The following is a 16,186-nucleotide window of genomic DNA, read 5'->3' as shown; positions in this document are numbered from 1 at the left end:
ATTAGTGAAGCTAAAATTAGAAGCGGTAGTGCGAGAAAGCTTTGTTGGCTTCAGCCATACGGTGCACGTCTTCACGCTTCTTAACAGCAGCACCTTTACCTTCAGCAGCGTCCAACAGTTCGCCGGCCAAACGCAGAGCCATAGACTTCTCGCCGCGCTTACGGGCGAAGTCTACCAACCAGCGCATTGCCAGAGCGTTACGACGGGACGGGCGAACTTCAACCGGAACCTGGTAAGTAGCACCGCCTACACGGCGCGACTTCACTTCGACCAGCGGAGCGATGGCGTCGAGAGCTTTCTCGAAGATTTCCAGGGGGTCGCTGTTCTTGCGTTCTTTAACCTTTTCCAGCGCGCCATAAACGATACGCTCGGCAACGGCTTTCTTGCCGCTTTCCATCACGTGGTTCATGAACTTGGCCAGAATTTGGCTTCCGTATTTTGGATCGTCAAGCACTTCGCGCTTGGCTGCTACGCGTCTTCTTGGCATGGATAAGCCCTCAAACGGTCTTCAGGTTCGCTCGGAATCGGTGCCCTTTCGGGACGCCTCCGACCTTACTCTTATCGACTCAGAAAATAAGATGATTCAGGTTTACAAAAAGCCTACTACTTAGGCTTCTTGGTACCGTACTTCGAACGACCCTGGTTACGACCTTTAACGCCGGAAGTATCCAAGGAGCCACGTACGGTGTGATAACGAACGCCTGGCAAGTCTTTTACACGACCGCCACGGATCAGTACCACGCTGTGCTCTTGCAGGTTGTGGCCTTCACCGCCGATGTACGAGGAAACCTCGAAACCGTTGGTCAGACGCACACGGCATACTTTACGCAGTGCCGAGTTAGGTTTTTTCGGCGTGGTGGTATACACACGGGTGCATACGCCACGACGTTGCGGGCAGTTCTGCAGCGCAGGTACGTCGGATTTCTCGACGATACGCTTACGCGGCTGACGTACCAGCTGGTTGATAGTTGCCATCTACTAGCTCCACTGTTGTCTTGCGACGCTATTGTCTTGCAAGAAAAGCAAAATGGCAGGAACGAATTCCCGCCAAATTTAGGGGTACAAGAGTCTAAAGAGGATCTTGTCCCCAGTCAAGGCAAGGCCCCGACCTCCCCTCGCGTCGAAGCGGGGCAAAAATGCCTCGATCCGACGAACGGGAGTGTCAGGGCCCAGACTCATCTATCGCAGAACTCAGTTACCGCTTGAGTTCAGCGCTTCGGTCAGTGCAGCTTCCACTTCACTGGCGCTTACGCGCAGCGGCTTGTCAGCATCACGGCGACGCTTACGCTCGCTGTGATAAGCCAAACCGGTACCCGCCGGGATCAGACGACCCACGACTACGTTTTCTTTCAGGCCGCGCAGGTAATCGCGCTTGCCGGTTACCGCTGCTTCGGTCAGCACGCGAGTGGTCTCCTGGAAGGAGGCCGCCGAGATGAACGACTCAGTGGACAACGACGCCTTGGTGATACCGAGCAACACGCGAGTGAACTTGGAGACAAATTTCTCTTCGTTCGCCAGGCGCTCGTTTTCTACCAGTACGTGAGTCAGTTCCATCTGGTCGCCCTTGATGAAACTGGAATCGCCGGATTCAGCGATTTCAACTTTACGCAGCATCTGACGCAGGATGGTCTCGATGTGCTTGTCGTTGATCTTCACGCCCTGCAGACGGTAAACGTCCTGGATCTCGTTAACGATGTACTTGGCCAGCGCACTCACACCCAGCAGACGCAGGATGTCGTGTGGATCGCTCGGGCCGTCGGAGATAACTTCGCCGCGGTTTACCTGTTCGCCTTCGAACACGTTCAGGTGACGCCACTTCGGAATCAGCTCTTCATACGGATCGCTACCGTCGTTCGGGGTAATGACCAGACGGCGCTTGCCCTTGGTCTCTTTACCGAACGCGATGGTGCCGCTGACTTCAGCCAGAATCGACGCTTCTTTCGGACGACGAGCTTCGAACAAGTCGGCAACACGCGGCAGACCACCGGTGATGTCACGGGTCTTCGAAGTTTCTTGCGGGATACGCGCGATAACATCACCGATCGCGATCTTCGCACCATCCGCTACACCGACCAGGGCGTTGGCTGGCAGGAAGTACTGAGCGATTACGTCAGTGCCTGGCAGCAACAGGTCCTTGCCGTTGTCGTCGACCATCTTCACGGCTGGACGGATGTCTTTGCCGGCAGCTGGACGATCTTTGGCGTCGAGTACTTCAATGTTGGTCATACCGGTCAATTCGTCAGTCTGACGCTTGATCGTGATGCCTTCTTCCATGCCCACGTAGGTCACGGTACCTTTCATTTCGGTAACGATTGGGTGAGTGTGCGGATCCCACTTGGCCACGATTGCGCCAGCGTCGACCTTGTCACCTTCTTTAACCGAAATCACAGCACCGTACGGCAGCTTGTAACGCTCGCGCTCACGACCGTAGTCATCAGCGATTGCCAACTCACCGGAACGGGACACAGCAACCAGGTGGCCATCCACTCGCTCAACGTGCTTGAGGTTGTGCAGACGGACGGTACCGCCATTCTTAACCTGAACACTGTCGGCTGCGGAGGTCCGGCTTGCCGCACCACCGATGTGGAACGTACGCATGGTCAGCTGGGTACCCGGCTCACCGATGGACTGGGCAGCGATAACGCCGACCGCTTCACCGATGTTCACCTGGTGACCACGAGCCAAGTCACGGCCGTAGCACTTGGCGCAGATGCCGTAGCGGGTTTCGCAGCTGATCGGCGAGCGAACGATCACTTCGTCGATGCTGTTGAGTTCGATGAACTCGACCCACTTCTCATCCACCAGGGTACCGGCAGGAACGATAACTTCCTCGGTGCCTGGCTTGAATACGTCACGGGCAATAACACGACCCAATACGCGCTCACCCAGCGGCTCTACAACGTCACCGCCTTCAATGTGCGGAGTCATCAGCAGGCCGTGCTCGGTGCCGCAATCGATCTCGGTTACAACCAGATCTTGTGCAACGTCTACCAGACGACGAGTCAGGTAACCGGAGTTAGCGGTTTTCAACGCGGTATCCGCAAGACCCTTACGAGCACCGTGAGTAGAGATGAAGTACTGAAGTACGCTCAAACCTTCACGGAAGTTAGCAGTGATCGGCGTTTCGATGATGGAACCGTCCGGCTTGGCCATCAGGCCACGCATACCGGCGAGCTGACGGATCTGCGCAGCAGAACCCCGTGCGCCCGAGTCGGCCATCATGTACATCGAGTTGAAGGACTCCTGGTCAACTTCGTCGCCGTGACGGTCGATGACTTTCTCTTTCGAGAGGTTGGCCATCATCGCCTTGGAAACTTCGTCGTTCGCCTTGGACCAAAGGTCGATCACCTTGTTGTACTTCTCGCCCTGGGTTACCAGGCCGGAGGCGTACTGGCTCTCGATCTCTTTCACTTCGTCAGTAGCAGCACTGATGATGCGAGCTTTTTCATCCGGGATAACGAAGTCGTTAACGCCGATGGAGACGCCGGAGATAGTCGAGTAAGCGAAACCTGTGTACATCAACTGGTCAGCGAAGATAACGGTCTCTTTCAAACCAACCACGCGGTAGCACTGGTTGATCAGCTTGGAGATCGCCTTTTTCTTCATCGGCAGGTTGACGACGTCATACGACAGACCTTTTGGCACAACCTGGTACAACAGCGCACGGCCGACAGTGGTGTCGACGATACGGGTGTTGCTCACGCTGCCGCCGTCACGGTCGTTGACGGTTTCGTTGATCCGCACTTTGACCTTGGCGTGCAGTGCGGCTTCGCCGGCACGGAACACACGGTCAACTTCTTGCAGGTCAGCGAACACACGACCTTCGCCTTTGGCGTTGATCGCTTCACGAGTCATGTAGTACAGACCCAATACAACGTCCTGCGACGGAACGATGATTGGCTCACCGTTGGCTGGCGACAGAATGTTGTTGGTCGACATCATCAACGCACGCGCTTCCAACTGGGCTTCCAGTGTCAGCGGTACGTGCACGGCCATTTGGTCGCCGTCGAAGTCGGCGTTGTACGCGGCACAGACCAGAGGATGCAGCTGGATAGCCTTACCTTCGATCAGTACTGGTTCAAACGCCTGGATACCCAGACGGTGAAGGGTCGGTGCACGGTTGAGGAGAACCGGGTGTTCGCGAATCACTTCGGCGAGAACGTCCCAAACTTCGGGCAGTTCGCGCTCGACCATTTTCTTGGCCGCTTTGATGGTGGTCGCCAGACCACGCATTTCCAGCTTGCCGAAGATGAATGGCTTGAACAGCTCAAGTGCCATCTTCTTGGGCAGACCGCACTGGTGCAGACGCAGGGTCGGGCCTACGGTAATTACCGAACGACCGGAGTAGTCAACACGCTTACCGAGCAAGTTCTGACGGAAACGACCTTGCTTACCCTTGATCATGTCAGCCAGGGATTTCAGAGGGCGCTTGTTGGAACCGGTGATAGCGCGACCACGACGACCGTTGTCGAGCAAGGCATCCACAGCTTCCTGCAACATACGCTTTTCGTTGCGCACGATGATGTCCGGAGCGGACAGATCAAGCAGGCGCTTCAAGCGGTTGTTACGGTTGATCACGCGGCGGTACAGGTCGTTGAGGTCGGACGTCGCGAAACGACCACCGTCCAACGGCACCAGCGGACGCAGGTCTGGCGGCAGAACCGGCAGAACGGTCAGCACCATCCACTCTGGCAAGTTGCCGGAACCCTGGAAGGCTTCCATCAACTTCAGACGCTTGGACAGTTTCTTGATCTTGGTTTCGGAGTTGGTTTGCGGAATTTCTTCGCGCAGACGACCAATCTCGTGTTCCAGGTCGATAGCGTGCAGCAGCTCGCGGACAGCTTCGGCACCCATGCGGGCATCGAAATCGTCACCGAACTCTTCCAGCGCTTCGAAGTACTGCTCGTCGTTCAGCAGCTGACCCTTTTCAAGGGTGGTCATGCCTGGATCGATAACGACATAGCTCTCGAAGTAGAGAACACGTTCGATATCACGCAGGGTCATGTCCATCAGCAAGCCGATACGGGACGGCAGCGATTTCAGGAACCAGATGTGGGCAACCGGCGAAGCCAGTTCGATGTGCGCCATGCGCTCACGACGAACCTTGGCCAGCGCAACTTCAACGCCGCACTTCTCGCAGATCACACCACGGTGCTTCAAGCGCTTGTACTTACCGCACAGGCACTCGTAATCCTTTACCGGGCCAAAGATCTTGGCGCAGAACAGGCCGTCACGCTCGGGTTTGAACGTACGGTAGTTGATGGTTTCCGGCTTTTTAACTTCACCGAACGACCACGAACGGATCATCTCAGGCGATGCCAATCCAATACGGATGGCGTCGAACTCTTCGACTTGACCCTGGTTTTTCAGCAAATTCAGTAGGTCTTTCAAGGCCTTTCCTCCTGGCGGAGCAGAGAGCGGGCCAAACGGCCACGCTCTCGATTCGCGTCACGTGTTATTCGGTTTCCAGATCGATATCGATGCCGAGGGAACGAATTTCTTTGATCAACACGTTGAAGGACTCGGGCATGCCCGGCTCCATACGGTGATCGCCGTCCACGATGTTTTTGTACATCTTGGTACGACCGTTCACATCGTCCGACTTCACTGTGAGCATTTCTTGCAGAGTGTATGCAGCACCGTATGCTTCCAGTGCCCAGACCTCCATCTCCCCGAAACGCTGACCACCGAACTGAGCCTTACCACCCAGCGGCTGCTGGGTAACCAGGCTGTACGAACCGGTAGAACGAGCGTGCATCTTGTCGTCTACCAAGTGGTTCAGCTTCAGCATGTACATGTAGCCAACAGTAACCGGGCGCTCAAACTTGTTGCCGGTACGGCCGTCGAACAGCTGCATCTGGCCGCTTTCCGGCAGGTCTGCCAGTTTCAGCATGGCCTTGATTTCGCTTTCCTTGGCACCGTCGAACACCGGGGTAGCCATTGGAACGCCGCCGCGCAGGTTCTTCGCCAGATCCAGGATTTCCTGGTCGGAGAAGGTGTCCAGCTCTTCGTTGCGACCGCCGATCTCGTTGTAGATCTCGTGCAGGAACTTGCGCAGGTCTGCGACCTTGCGCTGCTCTTCGATCATACGGTTGATCTTCTCGCCCAGACCTTTGGCCGCGAGGCCCAGGTGGGTTTCAAGGATCTGACCAACGTTCATACGCGAAGGTACGCCCAACGGGTTGAGGACGACGTCGACCGGGGTGCCATTGGCATCGTGCGGCATGTCTTCAACCGGCATGATCACGGAGACCACACCCTTGTTACCGTGACGACCGGCCATCTTGTCGCCCGGTTGGATGCGGCGACGGATTGCCAGGTAAACCTTGACGATTTTCAGCACGCCTGGAGCCAGGTCATCGCCCTGCTGCAGTTTGCGCTTCTTGTCTTCGAACTTGTCGTCCAGCAGACGGCGGCGATCAACGATATAGGCCTGGGCCTTCTCAAGCTGCTCGTTCAGAGCGTCTTCAGCCATGCGCAGTTTGAACCACTGGCCGTGCTCAAGACCGTCGAGAATTTCGTCGGTGATGTCCTGACCTTTCTTCAGACCTGCGCCGCCTTCAGCCTTGTGGCCTACCAGAGCGGAACGCAGACGTTCGAAGGTCGCGCCTTCAACGATACGGAACTCTTCGTTCAGGTCCTTGCGAATCTCGTCGAGCTGGGTCTTCTCAATGGACAGTGCACGAGCATCACGCTCAACGCCGTCACGGGTGAAGACCTGTACGTCGATGACAGTACCCTTGGTACCGGTAGGTACACGCAGGGAAGTGTCTTTAACGTCGCTGGCTTTTTCACCGAAGATGGCACGCAGCAGCTTCTCTTCCGGCGTCAGTTGAGTCTCGCCTTTCGGAGTGACCTTACCGACCAGGATGTCGCCAGCGCCAACTTCAGCACCTACGTAAACGATACCGGCTTCGTCCAGCTTGTTCAGTGCAGCTTCACCCACGTTCGGGATGTCTGCAGTGATTTCCTCTGGCCCAAGCTTGGTGTCACGCGCCACACAGGTCAGTTCCTGGATGTGGATCGTGGTGAAGCGGTCTTCTTGAACCACACGCTCGGACAGGCAGATGGAGTCTTCGAAGTTGAAGCCGTTCCATGCCATGAACGCGATGCGCATGTTCTGACCCAGAGCCAGCTCACCCATGTCGGTGGACGGGCCGTCGGCCATGATGTCGCTACGCTGAACGCGATCACCCTTGCTCACCAGCGGACGCTGGTTGATGCAGGTGTTCTGGTTCGAGCGGGTGTATTTGGTCAGGTTGTAGATGTCGACACCGGCTTCGCCAGTTTCTACTTCGTCATCGGCAACACGAACCACGATACGGCTGGCATCAACGGAGTCGATCACGCCGCCACGACGAGCCACGACGCAAACGCCGGAGTCACGCGCTACGTTGCGCTCCATGCCGGTACCTACCAACGGCTTGTCAGCACGCAGGGTCGGTACAGCTTGACGCTGCATGTTGGAACCCATCAACGCACGGTTGGCGTCATCGTGTTCCAGGAACGGGATCAGCGACGCTGCAACCGACACTACCTGCTTCGGAGAAACGTCCATCAAGGTGACGTCTTCCGGCGCCTTGACGGTGAACTCGTTCAAGTGACGAACAGCTACCAGCTCGTCGATCAGGACTTTCTTGTCGTTCATCGTGGCCGAAGCCTGAGCGATCACGTGATCAGCTTCTTCGATGGCGGACAGGAACACGATCTCGTCGGTGACCAGAGCGTCTTTCACCACACGGTACGGGCTTTCGAGGAAGCCGTACTGGTTGGTGCGCGCATAAGCGGCCAGGGAGTTGATCAGACCGATGTTCGGACCTTCCGGCGTTTCGATCGGGCAAACACGACCGTAGTGCGTCGGGTGTACGTCACGAACTTCAAAGCCAGCACGCTCACGGGTCAGACCGCCCGGGCCCAGTGCGGATACACGGCGCTTGTGGGTGATCTCGGACAGAGGGTTGTTCTGGTCCATGAACTGGGAAAGCTGGCTGGAACCGAAGAACTCTTTCACCGCCGCAGCCACTGGCTTGGCGTTGATCAGGTCTTGCGGCATCAGGCCTTCGCTTTCAGCCATCGACAGACGCTCTTTGACCGCACGCTCAACACGCACCAGGCCAACGCGGAACTGGTTCTCGGCCATTTCGCCTACGCAGCGAACACGACGGTTACCCAAGTGGTCGATGTCATCGACGATGCCTTTGCCGTTACGGATGTCGACCAGGGTCTTCAGTACCGCAACGATGTCTTCCTTGCACAGCACGCCCGAACCTTCGATCTCGGTACGACCGATACGACGGTTGAACTTCATCCGGCCGACCGCAGACAGGTCATAGCGCTCAGGGCTGAAGAACAGGTTGTTGAACAGGGTTTCGGCAGCGTCTTTGGTTGGAGGCTCACCAGGACGCATCATGCGATAGATCTCGACCAGCGCTTCCAATTGGTTGCTGGTGGAGTCGATCTTCAGTGTGTCGGAGATGAACGGACCGCAGTCGATATCGTTGGTGTACAGGGTCTCGATGCGAACAACCTGGGCCTTGGCGATTTTGGCCAGGATCTCGGTGTTCAGCTCGGTGTTGCACTCAGCCAGGATTTCGCCTGTAGCCGGGTGAACGATGACCTTGGCGGTAGTGCGACCCAGAACGTAGTCCAGAGGCACTTCCAGCTCTTTGATACCGGCTTTTTCGATCTGGTTGATGTGGCGCGCAGTGATACGACGGCCAGCCTCAACGATGACCTTGCCTTTTTCATCCTGGATGTCCAGGACGGCAATTTCACCACGCAGACGCGAAGCGATCAGTTCCAGCTTGAGGGTTTCATCCTTCAGGCTGAATACGTTGGTGGTATAGAAAGCGTCCAGCACTTGCTCAGTGGTATAGCCGAGCGCGCGCAGCAGTACCGAGGCCGGCAGCTTGCGACGACGGTCGATACGCACGAACACGCAGTCTTTCGGGTCGAACTCAAAGTCCAACCACGAACCGCGGTACGGAATGATCCGCGCGGAGTACAGGAGTTTGCCGGAGCTGTGCGTCTTGCCGCGGTCGTGGTCGAAGAACACGCCCGGGGAACGGTGCAGCTGGGAAACGATTACACGCTCGGTACCGTTGATAACGAAGGTACCGTTCTCAGTCATCAATGGGATTTCGCCCATGTAGACTTCTTGCTCTTTGATGTCCTTGATCGCTTTGTTCGACGATTCTTTGTCGAAAATGATCAGACGGACTTTTACCCGCAAAGGTACGGCGTACGTAACGCCACGCAACACGCATTCTTTGACATCAAATGCCGGTTCGCCCAGGCGATAACCGACGTACTCCAGCGCAGCATTGCCGGAGTAGCTGATGATCGGGAAAACGGATTTGAAGGCCGCATGCAGGCCCACGTCGCGGAACTGATCTTTGGTCGCTCCCGCCTGCAAGAATTCACGATACGAATCCAGCTGGATAGCCAGAAGGTACGGGACATCCATGACGTCCGGCAACTTGCTAAAGTCCTTGCGGATACGTTTTTTCTCAGTATATGAGTAAGCCATCAGCGTTCCCCAGCTTGGTCACCTGCTTGTTTGGCCCCTCCGACGGGAGCAGCCAGAAAATCTTGCAAACCCCATGGTTTGCACCACCGCTTCGGGTGGCTACAGCGCGTTAATGGCGGCGACCGAGTCGACAGCCAAGAACGGAAAAAGGCCGGTGGCAAGAGCCACCAGCCATCAGCCTTCAGCTTAACGCTTGGGCTGGAGACGCAAGGTCGATGCTTACTTCAGCTCGACTTTAGCGCCTGCTTCTTCCAGAGTAGCTTTGGCTTTGTCAGCTGCGTCTTTGGCAACAGCTTCCAGAACCATGGCAGGAGCGCCGTCAACTACAGCCTTGGCTTCTTTCAGGCCCAGACCGGTCAGTTCACGTACTGCCTTGATCACGTTTACTTTCTTCTCGCCAGCTTCGGTCAGCATGACGTTGAATTCGGTTTGCTCTTCAACAACAGCAGCAGCAGCAGCTGGGCCAGCGGAAGCAGCGGCAGCGGAAACGCCGAATTTTTCTTCGAAAGCTTTGATCAGCTCAACAACCTGCAGAACCGACATTTCAGCTACGGCGTTGAGGATATCGTCTTGGGAGATAGACATTGCTGTATTTCCTGAATTGGGGGACGGCCTACGCGGCCATCGAAATAAACAAAAATACGCGAGAGAATTTGCTCAGCCTTAGGCTGCGGCAGCTTCTTTTTGCTCGCGAACTGCAGCCAGAGTACGAGCCAGCTTGCTGGTAGCGCCTTGAATCACGCTCATCAGCTGCGAAATGGCTTCGTCGCGGGTCGGCAGTGTTGCCAGTACGTCGATTTGGTTAGCTGCGAGGAACTTGCCCTCGAACGCAGCTGCCTTGATCTCGAACTTATCCTGACTCTTGGCGAACTCTTTGAACAAACGGGCAGCAGCGCCCGGATGATCCTTGGAGAATGCGATCAGAGTCGGGCCAGTGAACACGTCGTTGAGAACACTGTATTCAGTGTCAGCAACGGCGCGCTTGAGCAGGGTGTTACGTACAACACGTACGTATACGCCAGCTTCACGAGCCTCTTTACGGAGTCCGGTCATAGCGCCTACTGTCACACCACGGGCATCAGCCACGACAGCGGACAGAGCAGCTTTGGCAGCCTCGTTGACTTCAGCGACGATGGCCTTCTTGTCTTCGAGATTAATTGCCACGGGTTTAACTCCTGCTTGTTACCGTTTCATCTGGCCGAGGCCGGATGTCGTTTTGGTGTCTGATTCGGTAAGGAACCGGGAGCACCATCTGCGTAGGCTTGTTGGTTTAAGACTTGCGTCGCCTACGGTCTTGGATAGCCCCCGCCAGGCAGGGACCCCAATCTTTCAATTGGCGCAATCGCTTGCGCCAACTTGTGTCTTATACGTCCAGCGAGCCTTGGTCGATGACCAGACCTGGGCCCATAGTGGTGCTCAGGGTAACGCGCTTGACGTAGATACCTTTCGAGGAAGCTGGCTTGATACGCTTCAAATCAGCGATCAGAGCTTCAACGTTTTCCTTCAGCTTGACGGCGTCGAAGCCGACTTTGCCAACGGAGGTGTGAATGATGCCGTTTTTGTCGGTGCGATAACGAACCTGACCAGCCTTTGCGTTTTTAACCGCGGTAGCTACGTCTGGCGTTACGGTGCCGACTTTAGGGTTAGGCATCAGGCCGCGTGGACCCAGGATCTGACCCAACTGACCTACAACGCGCATTGCATCCGGGGAAGCAATAACGACGTCATAGTTCAGGTCGCCGCCTTTCATTTCGGCAGCCAGGTCATCCATACCAACGCGATCAGCGCCGGCAGCCAGAGCAGCTTCAGCTGCCGGGCCTTGGGTGAAGACAGCAACACGTACAGTCTTGCCAGTACCGTGTGGCAGCACAGTAGCGCTACGAACGACCTGGTCGGATTTACGTGGGTCAACACCCAGGTTCACAGCAACGTCAACAGACTCGCTGAACTTGACAGTCGACAGCTCGGTCAGCAGGGCAGCAGCGTCTACGAAGTTGTAAGACTTGCCTGCTTCAATTTTGCCGGCGATAGCCTTTTGGCGCTTGGTCAGCTTAGCCATTACACACCCTCCACGTTAAGGCCCATGCTACGAGCAGAACCGGCGATGGTACGCACGGCTGCATCCATATCAGCTGCAGTCAGATCCGCGTTTTTGGTTTTCGCGATTTCTTCCAGCTGAGCACGAGTTACGGTGCCAACCTTAACGGTGTTCGGACGAGCGGAACCGCTAGTCAGACCAGCAGCTTTCTTCAACAAAACCGAAGCCGGGGTCGACTTGGTTTCGAAAGTGAAGCTACGGTCGCTGTATACAGTGATGATCACTGGAGTCGGCAGACCTGGCTCAAGACCCTGAGTACGGGCGTTGAAGGCCTTGCAGAATTCCATGATATTCACGCCGTGCTGACCCAGAGCTGGACCGACGGGTGGGCTAGGGTTGGCCTGAGCGGCCTTCACTTGCAGCTTGATGTAAGCGGTAATCTTCTTGGCCATGAGGCACTCCAATTACGGGTTCAAACGCCTAAAAAGGCTCCCCGGTTACTTGCGCGTTTATCCCAGTGACGACAAAACCCCACAGCCTAAGGCTGTGGGGTTGGGATGCTTTTTCAGCTAGACCTTCTCGACCTGGCTGAACTCCAACTCTACCGGAGTAGAGCGACCGAAAATGAGCACTGCCACTTGGATCCGGCTCTTTTCGTAGTTAACTTCTTCGACGGTGCCATTGAAATCAGCGAAAGGACCATCGGTAACACGAACAACCTCACCCGGCTCGAACAACGTCTTCGGCTTGGGCTTGTCACTACCGTCAGCAACACGACGCAGAATTGCTTCCGCCTCTTTGTCAGTGATCGGAGCAGGCTTATCAGCGGTACCGCCAATGAAACCCATGACACGAGGAGTGTCCTTGACCAAGTGCCAAGTACCTTCATTCATGTCCATCTGTACCAGCACGTAGCCAGGGAAGAACTTACGCTCACTCTTGCGCTTCTGGCCATTCCGCATTTCAACCACTTCTTCAGTGGGAACCAGAATTTCGCCGAAGCCATCTTCCATGCCTGCCAGCTTTACGCGCTCCAGCAAAGAGCGCATAACATGCTTCTCGTAACCCGAGTAAGCATGCACAACGTACCAACGCTTAGCCACGGGACACCCTTAGCCAACAATCAAGGAAACAAGCCAGCCGAGCAGGGAATCGAGCCCCCACAACAGCAACGCCATAACCAGAACAACAGCCACGACAATCAATGTGGTCTGCGTGGTTTCTTGGCGAGTCGGCCAAACGACTTTACGAATTTCGGTGCGAGCTTCCTTTACCAGGACCGCGAAAGACTTGCCTTTAGCTGTCTGCAGGCCTACAAAGGCAGCTACAGCAGCAAGGGCCAGCAATGCGAGAACACGGTACAGGATCGGCGAAGCAGAATAGTACTGATTGCCAACAACGCCTACGACCACCAAGGCGACTACAGCGAGCCACTTGACCAGATCGAAACGAGAGCTTTGAGCTTCAGCCTTAGGAGTCATCTATGAAGATCCTGTGAAAAGAAAGCCAGACACACCACGTGAATCTGGCAGGTCAGGAGGGAATCGAACCCCCAACCTACGGTTTTGGAGACCGTCGCTCTGCCAATTGAGCTACTGACCTAAAACAAATCAGGCCGACCATTATGCAGGCCTGAAAAAGACTTTACAACAACCAACCCCAACAGACTTGAAATCACCTGACAATCACAGCCAGACACAACACGATACAAGCCGAGGCAGCTGTTAAAACAAAGGCAGATATTTTCATATCTGCCTTGTTATATGGAGCTCTTGAGCGGATTTGAACCGCTGACCTCACCCTTACCAAGGGTGTGCTCTACCAACTGAGCTACAAGAGCAAAACACCTCGCACAACCTGCAAACTTGGAGCGGGTAGCGGGAATCGAACCCGCATCATCAGCTTGGAAGGCTGAGGTTCTACCACTAAACTATACCCGCGGAGCTTGCAGCTCACGCTAAAAATGGTGGAGGGGGAAGGATTCGAACCTTCGAAGTCGTAGACGTCAGATTTACAGTCTGATCCCTTTGGCCGCTCGGGAACCCCTCCTAAGCGAGCCGGCATTCTACATCACGCCGGCCTTCTGTCAAGCATTTTCTCATTAAAAATATGAGGTTAGCTGCGTTGACCTTCGTTTCGCACTGAAGTCTTTAAAGCTCTTCACTGCGAAGCGGGCGCCATTCTATGCAAACTATTCGAGAGTTGCAATGCCTTCGCACAGCATTATTTTATGTTTTAACTCATTGAATTCATTAGCAAGGCTTTCGAACGGCAGATCATCAGCCAAGCGCCGACTCTCAGGCGCTACACGCAACCAGTAACCCGAGGCCTCAGGCGCGCTCAACAATTGAAGCTTTACCCTTATATCCAGGCTCATCAGCCGCTGCTCGACAGTGAGCGCCTGGTGACGATCGGAGAAGCCGCCAATGTACAGACAGGTGCTTTGTGCTTCAGCTCCCCTTGCTCGATCACGCCGGGTCACAGTGTCTGCAGACTCACTCAGGAGCCGAATATCTTGCTGCGTCCCACGATAAAGACTCAATGGCGTAACGTCCTTGGCACGCAACGGAGCCTCTTGCTGATGCCAGACGTAGTAGAAAGCATTGAGGACAAGTAAAAGCAAAAACAGCCAGCGCATAATCACCTCAGGACAAAGGACACGCCATTGCCAAACCAACAAACACAAGGTCCGGGATCAAACGAGCCTGAGGCGCAGCATCCCTGACCAGGTCGGCATCCCCACCCGTCAAGAAGACAGTGAATTCTTCACCCCAATAGCCTCGCGCCAATTCAAGCTGGGTCAACACGAACCCTCTCAACATAAGCGTACAACCACGTTCGACAGCCTCTACGGTCGTCCGCCCAGGAGAGAGACGCTCCAGGGCTCTCTCAGCCGCTGCGTCGTCATAACGTATCTTGCGCGTATGGGTTCGCAACTGGTTGCGCATAAGCGGCAAGCCAGGGCAAATAAACCCACCCAAGTGCTGACCATCAACATCGATAAAGTCTGCGGTCGCCGCTGTACCGAAATCGAGCACTACGCACGCGCCGGACGCCAACTTGTATGCACCCAGCATGGCCAACCAACGATCAAGCCCAAGCCGCTCAAACTCTTCGTAGCCATTGCGCACCCCCGCCATTTCCCTCGCAGAACCCGCACAAGATACGGTAACGCCAAAGGCCTCCACCAATGCCGCTACTAGCTTATCGGTCTCCTCAAGCGCTCGAACACTCACTAACCGACAACGCGTGAGCAGAAGACCAGGAAGCGCTATTAGACTTTCAATCAAAGCGTCATCCGAGCCCACCACGCCTTCTGCGCTAATACGTGCATTACTCGCCTCAAGCACACGCCACTTGATGAAGCTGTTTCCACAGTCGAGCTCAAGAATCATCACGCAACCTCAGGCTTAACTCACCGCCGCTGTATATTTTCTCGATGCCGTCGACATCCAAACGCAACGCACCCTGATGATCCACACCCAACACCACCCCATCAATCTGGGTGACACCCGCAACGAGTGACACAGGCTTGCCCTGCCACAAGTGATGCTGCTCCCACTCATCTTGCAGCCCGGCAAAACCCTCAGCCTTGTGTCGGTCCAGATAGCTTTGCAATTGCCCCCCCAGACGCGCCACCAGCTGGTTGCGATCAATAGCAGAACCAGTCTCGAGCTGCATCGAAGTCCACTGCTGATCCACATCATCGGCTTTCTGCATATTCACATTGATGCCTATCCCCAGGACAACGTGACAGATATCTGCAGGATCTCCCACCAGCTCAAGCAAAATGCCAGAAATTTTCTTGCGGCCGACCAAGACGTCGTTCGGCCATTTCAAAGCCGCGCCCTGCACACCGGACTCACGCAACGCCTGCATAACTGCCAAGCCAACTACGAGACTCAACCCCTCCAACTGTCGCAGACCACCTTCAATGCGCAGTACAAGGCTGTAGTAGACATTCTGCGCAAACGGACTGACCCATTTCCGACCACGCCTCCCCCTACCAGCCGTCTGCTGCTCCGCCAGCACGACAAAGGGCGCTTCGCAGCCTGAGTCAACAAGCCGTAAAGCTTCTGCGTTAGTGGAGTCGATGGAATCGAAAATATGAACAGGCCAGGTTAAAGAGGCCGCATTCAGGGAGATTTGCTCTGAACTCAAGAAAACCAATGGCGCAGCCAATTGATACCCACGACCTCGGACCTTATGAATGGGCAACCCCAACTCTGCCTCAAGATGCTGAAGCTGCTTCCACACAGCGCTGCGACTGACGCCCAGGGCGGAGCCAAGCGCTTCTCCAGAATGGAATCGACCGTCTTTCAGTAGTTTCAACAACATCAGCATGCAAATATCGCCTCACAATGAGGCACGCATAATAGCCATGCGTAAGGTCATTGCATAGAAACGCGGGGCGTTTGCACTTAGGACATGAGCGATGGTTTTTCGACCGCCCAAAACAAAACCCCTGTTTGCGTTAGCAAACAGGGGTTTCGGAATTTAATCTTGACGATGACCTACTCTCACATGGGGAAACCCCACACTACCATCGGCGATGCATCGTTTCACTGCTGAGTTCGGGATGGGATCAGGTGGTTCCAATGCTCTATGGTCGTCAAGAA

The 16,186-nt window shown here is 55.4% G+C and carries 13 protein-coding genes, 4 tRNA genes and 1 rRNA gene; all 18 read right to left on the bottom strand.

The genetic code is table 11. The features are described from left to right. Positions 1 to 16: 16 nt before the first annotated feature. The 18 genes from rpsG to rrf all read right to left on the bottom strand — a co-directional run bounded on the left by rpsG (position 17) and on the right by rrf (position 16,184). The gene (gene rpsG, locus TX23_RS24645) at positions 17 to 487 is read right to left on the bottom strand and encodes a 30S ribosomal protein S7 (RefSeq protein WP_002555493.1); all 471 of its coding nucleotides are present in this window, start codon (positions 485 to 487) and stop codon (positions 17 to 19) included. A 116-nt stretch (positions 488 to 603) separates the two neighbouring features. Beyond that, the gene (gene rpsL, locus TX23_RS24640) at positions 604 to 975 is read right to left on the bottom strand and encodes a 30S ribosomal protein S12 (protein WP_002555494.1); all 372 of its coding nucleotides are present in this window, start codon (positions 973 to 975) and stop codon (positions 604 to 606) included. Positions 976 to 1,191: 216 nt separating this feature from the next. Further along, positions 1,192 to 5,391 carry a DNA-directed RNA polymerase subunit beta' gene (gene rpoC / locus TX23_RS24635; protein ID WP_005791982.1) on the bottom strand — a complete coding sequence of 1,400 codons (4,200 nt, stop codon included), beginning with the start codon at positions 5,389 to 5,391 and terminating at the stop codon, positions 1,192 to 1,194. A gap of 64 nt (positions 5,392 to 5,455) precedes the next feature. Then, positions 5,456 to 9,529, bottom strand: a complete 4,074-nt coding sequence (gene rpoB / locus TX23_RS24630) for a DNA-directed RNA polymerase subunit beta (protein ID WP_019819139.1) — start codon at positions 9,527 to 9,529, stop codon at positions 5,456 to 5,458. Between the two features lie 219 nt (positions 9,530 to 9,748). Beyond that, complete coding sequence (gene rplL, locus TX23_RS24625) at positions 9,749 to 10,114, bottom strand: 50S ribosomal protein L7/L12 (RefSeq protein WP_005791984.1); 366 nt, start codon at positions 10,112 to 10,114, stop codon at positions 9,749 to 9,751. A 78-nt stretch (positions 10,115 to 10,192) separates the two neighbouring features. Beyond that, the gene (gene rplJ / locus TX23_RS24620) at positions 10,193 to 10,693 is read right to left on the bottom strand and encodes a 50S ribosomal protein L10 (protein ID WP_003232405.1); all 501 of its coding nucleotides are present in this window, start codon (positions 10,691 to 10,693) and stop codon (positions 10,193 to 10,195) included. 199 nt (positions 10,694 to 10,892) lie between these two features. Next, positions 10,893 to 11,588 (bottom strand): 50S ribosomal protein L1, encoded by a 696-nt coding sequence (rplA, locus tag TX23_RS24615; protein ID WP_003176434.1) that lies wholly within the window; start codon positions 11,586 to 11,588, stop codon positions 10,893 to 10,895. Then, on the bottom strand, positions 11,588 to 12,019 hold the full coding sequence (gene rplK, locus TX23_RS24610; RefSeq protein ID WP_003176435.1) for a 50S ribosomal protein L11: 432 nt from the start codon (positions 12,017 to 12,019) through the stop codon (positions 11,588 to 11,590). The genes rplA and rplK overlap by 1 nt, the downstream gene beginning before the upstream one ends. A 117-nt stretch (positions 12,020 to 12,136) precedes the next feature. Next, entirely contained in the window at positions 12,137 to 12,670 is a 534-nt protein-coding gene (gene nusG / locus TX23_RS24605) for a transcription termination/antitermination protein NusG (protein ID WP_003176436.1), read from the bottom strand. Between the two features lie 9 nt (positions 12,671 to 12,679). After that, entirely contained in the window at positions 12,680 to 13,048 is a 369-nt protein-coding gene (gene secE, locus TX23_RS24600) for a preprotein translocase subunit SecE (RefSeq protein WP_003194658.1), read from the bottom strand. Between the two features lie 45 nt (positions 13,049 to 13,093). After that, positions 13,094 to 13,169, bottom strand: a tRNA-Trp gene (locus TX23_RS24595). Between the two features lie 162 nt (positions 13,170 to 13,331). Next, positions 13,332 to 13,407 (bottom strand) — tRNA-Thr (locus TX23_RS24590). Between the two features lie 26 nt (positions 13,408 to 13,433). Next, positions 13,434 to 13,507 (bottom strand) — tRNA-Gly (locus tag TX23_RS24585). 24 nt (positions 13,508 to 13,531) lie between these two features. Then, positions 13,532 to 13,616: transfer RNA gene (locus TX23_RS24580), tRNA-Tyr, on the bottom strand. 142 nt (positions 13,617 to 13,758) lie between these two features. After that, positions 13,759 to 14,205 carry a hypothetical protein gene (locus TX23_RS24575; protein ID WP_057704430.1) on the bottom strand — a complete coding sequence of 149 codons (447 nt, stop codon included), beginning with the start codon at positions 14,203 to 14,205 and terminating at the stop codon, positions 13,759 to 13,761. A 7-nt stretch (positions 14,206 to 14,212) separates the two neighbouring features. Next, positions 14,213 to 14,962 (bottom strand): pantothenate kinase, encoded by a 750-nt coding sequence (locus TX23_RS24570; RefSeq protein ID WP_057704429.1) that lies wholly within the window; start codon positions 14,960 to 14,962, stop codon positions 14,213 to 14,215. Further along, positions 14,952 to 15,911, bottom strand: a complete 960-nt coding sequence (gene birA, locus TX23_RS24565) for a bifunctional biotin--[acetyl-CoA-carboxylase] ligase/biotin operon repressor BirA (RefSeq protein WP_057704428.1) — start codon at positions 15,909 to 15,911, stop codon at positions 14,952 to 14,954. Before birA ends, TX23_RS24570 begins: the two co-directional genes overlap by 11 nt. Before the next feature lie 157 nt (positions 15,912 to 16,068). Next, positions 16,069 to 16,184: ribosomal RNA gene (rrf, locus tag TX23_RS24560) — 5S ribosomal RNA — on the bottom strand. Positions 16,185 to 16,186 lie beyond the last annotated feature (2 nt).

The sequence above is a fragment of the Pseudomonas paralactis genome, from assembly GCF_001439735.1.
In the GTDB taxonomy this organism is placed as follows: Bacteria; Pseudomonadota; Gammaproteobacteria; order Pseudomonadales; family Pseudomonadaceae; genus Aquipseudomonas; species Aquipseudomonas paralactis.
The sequence above is the reverse complement of the archived record's forward strand: the minus strand, read 5'-3'. Positions and strand labels throughout refer to the sequence as shown.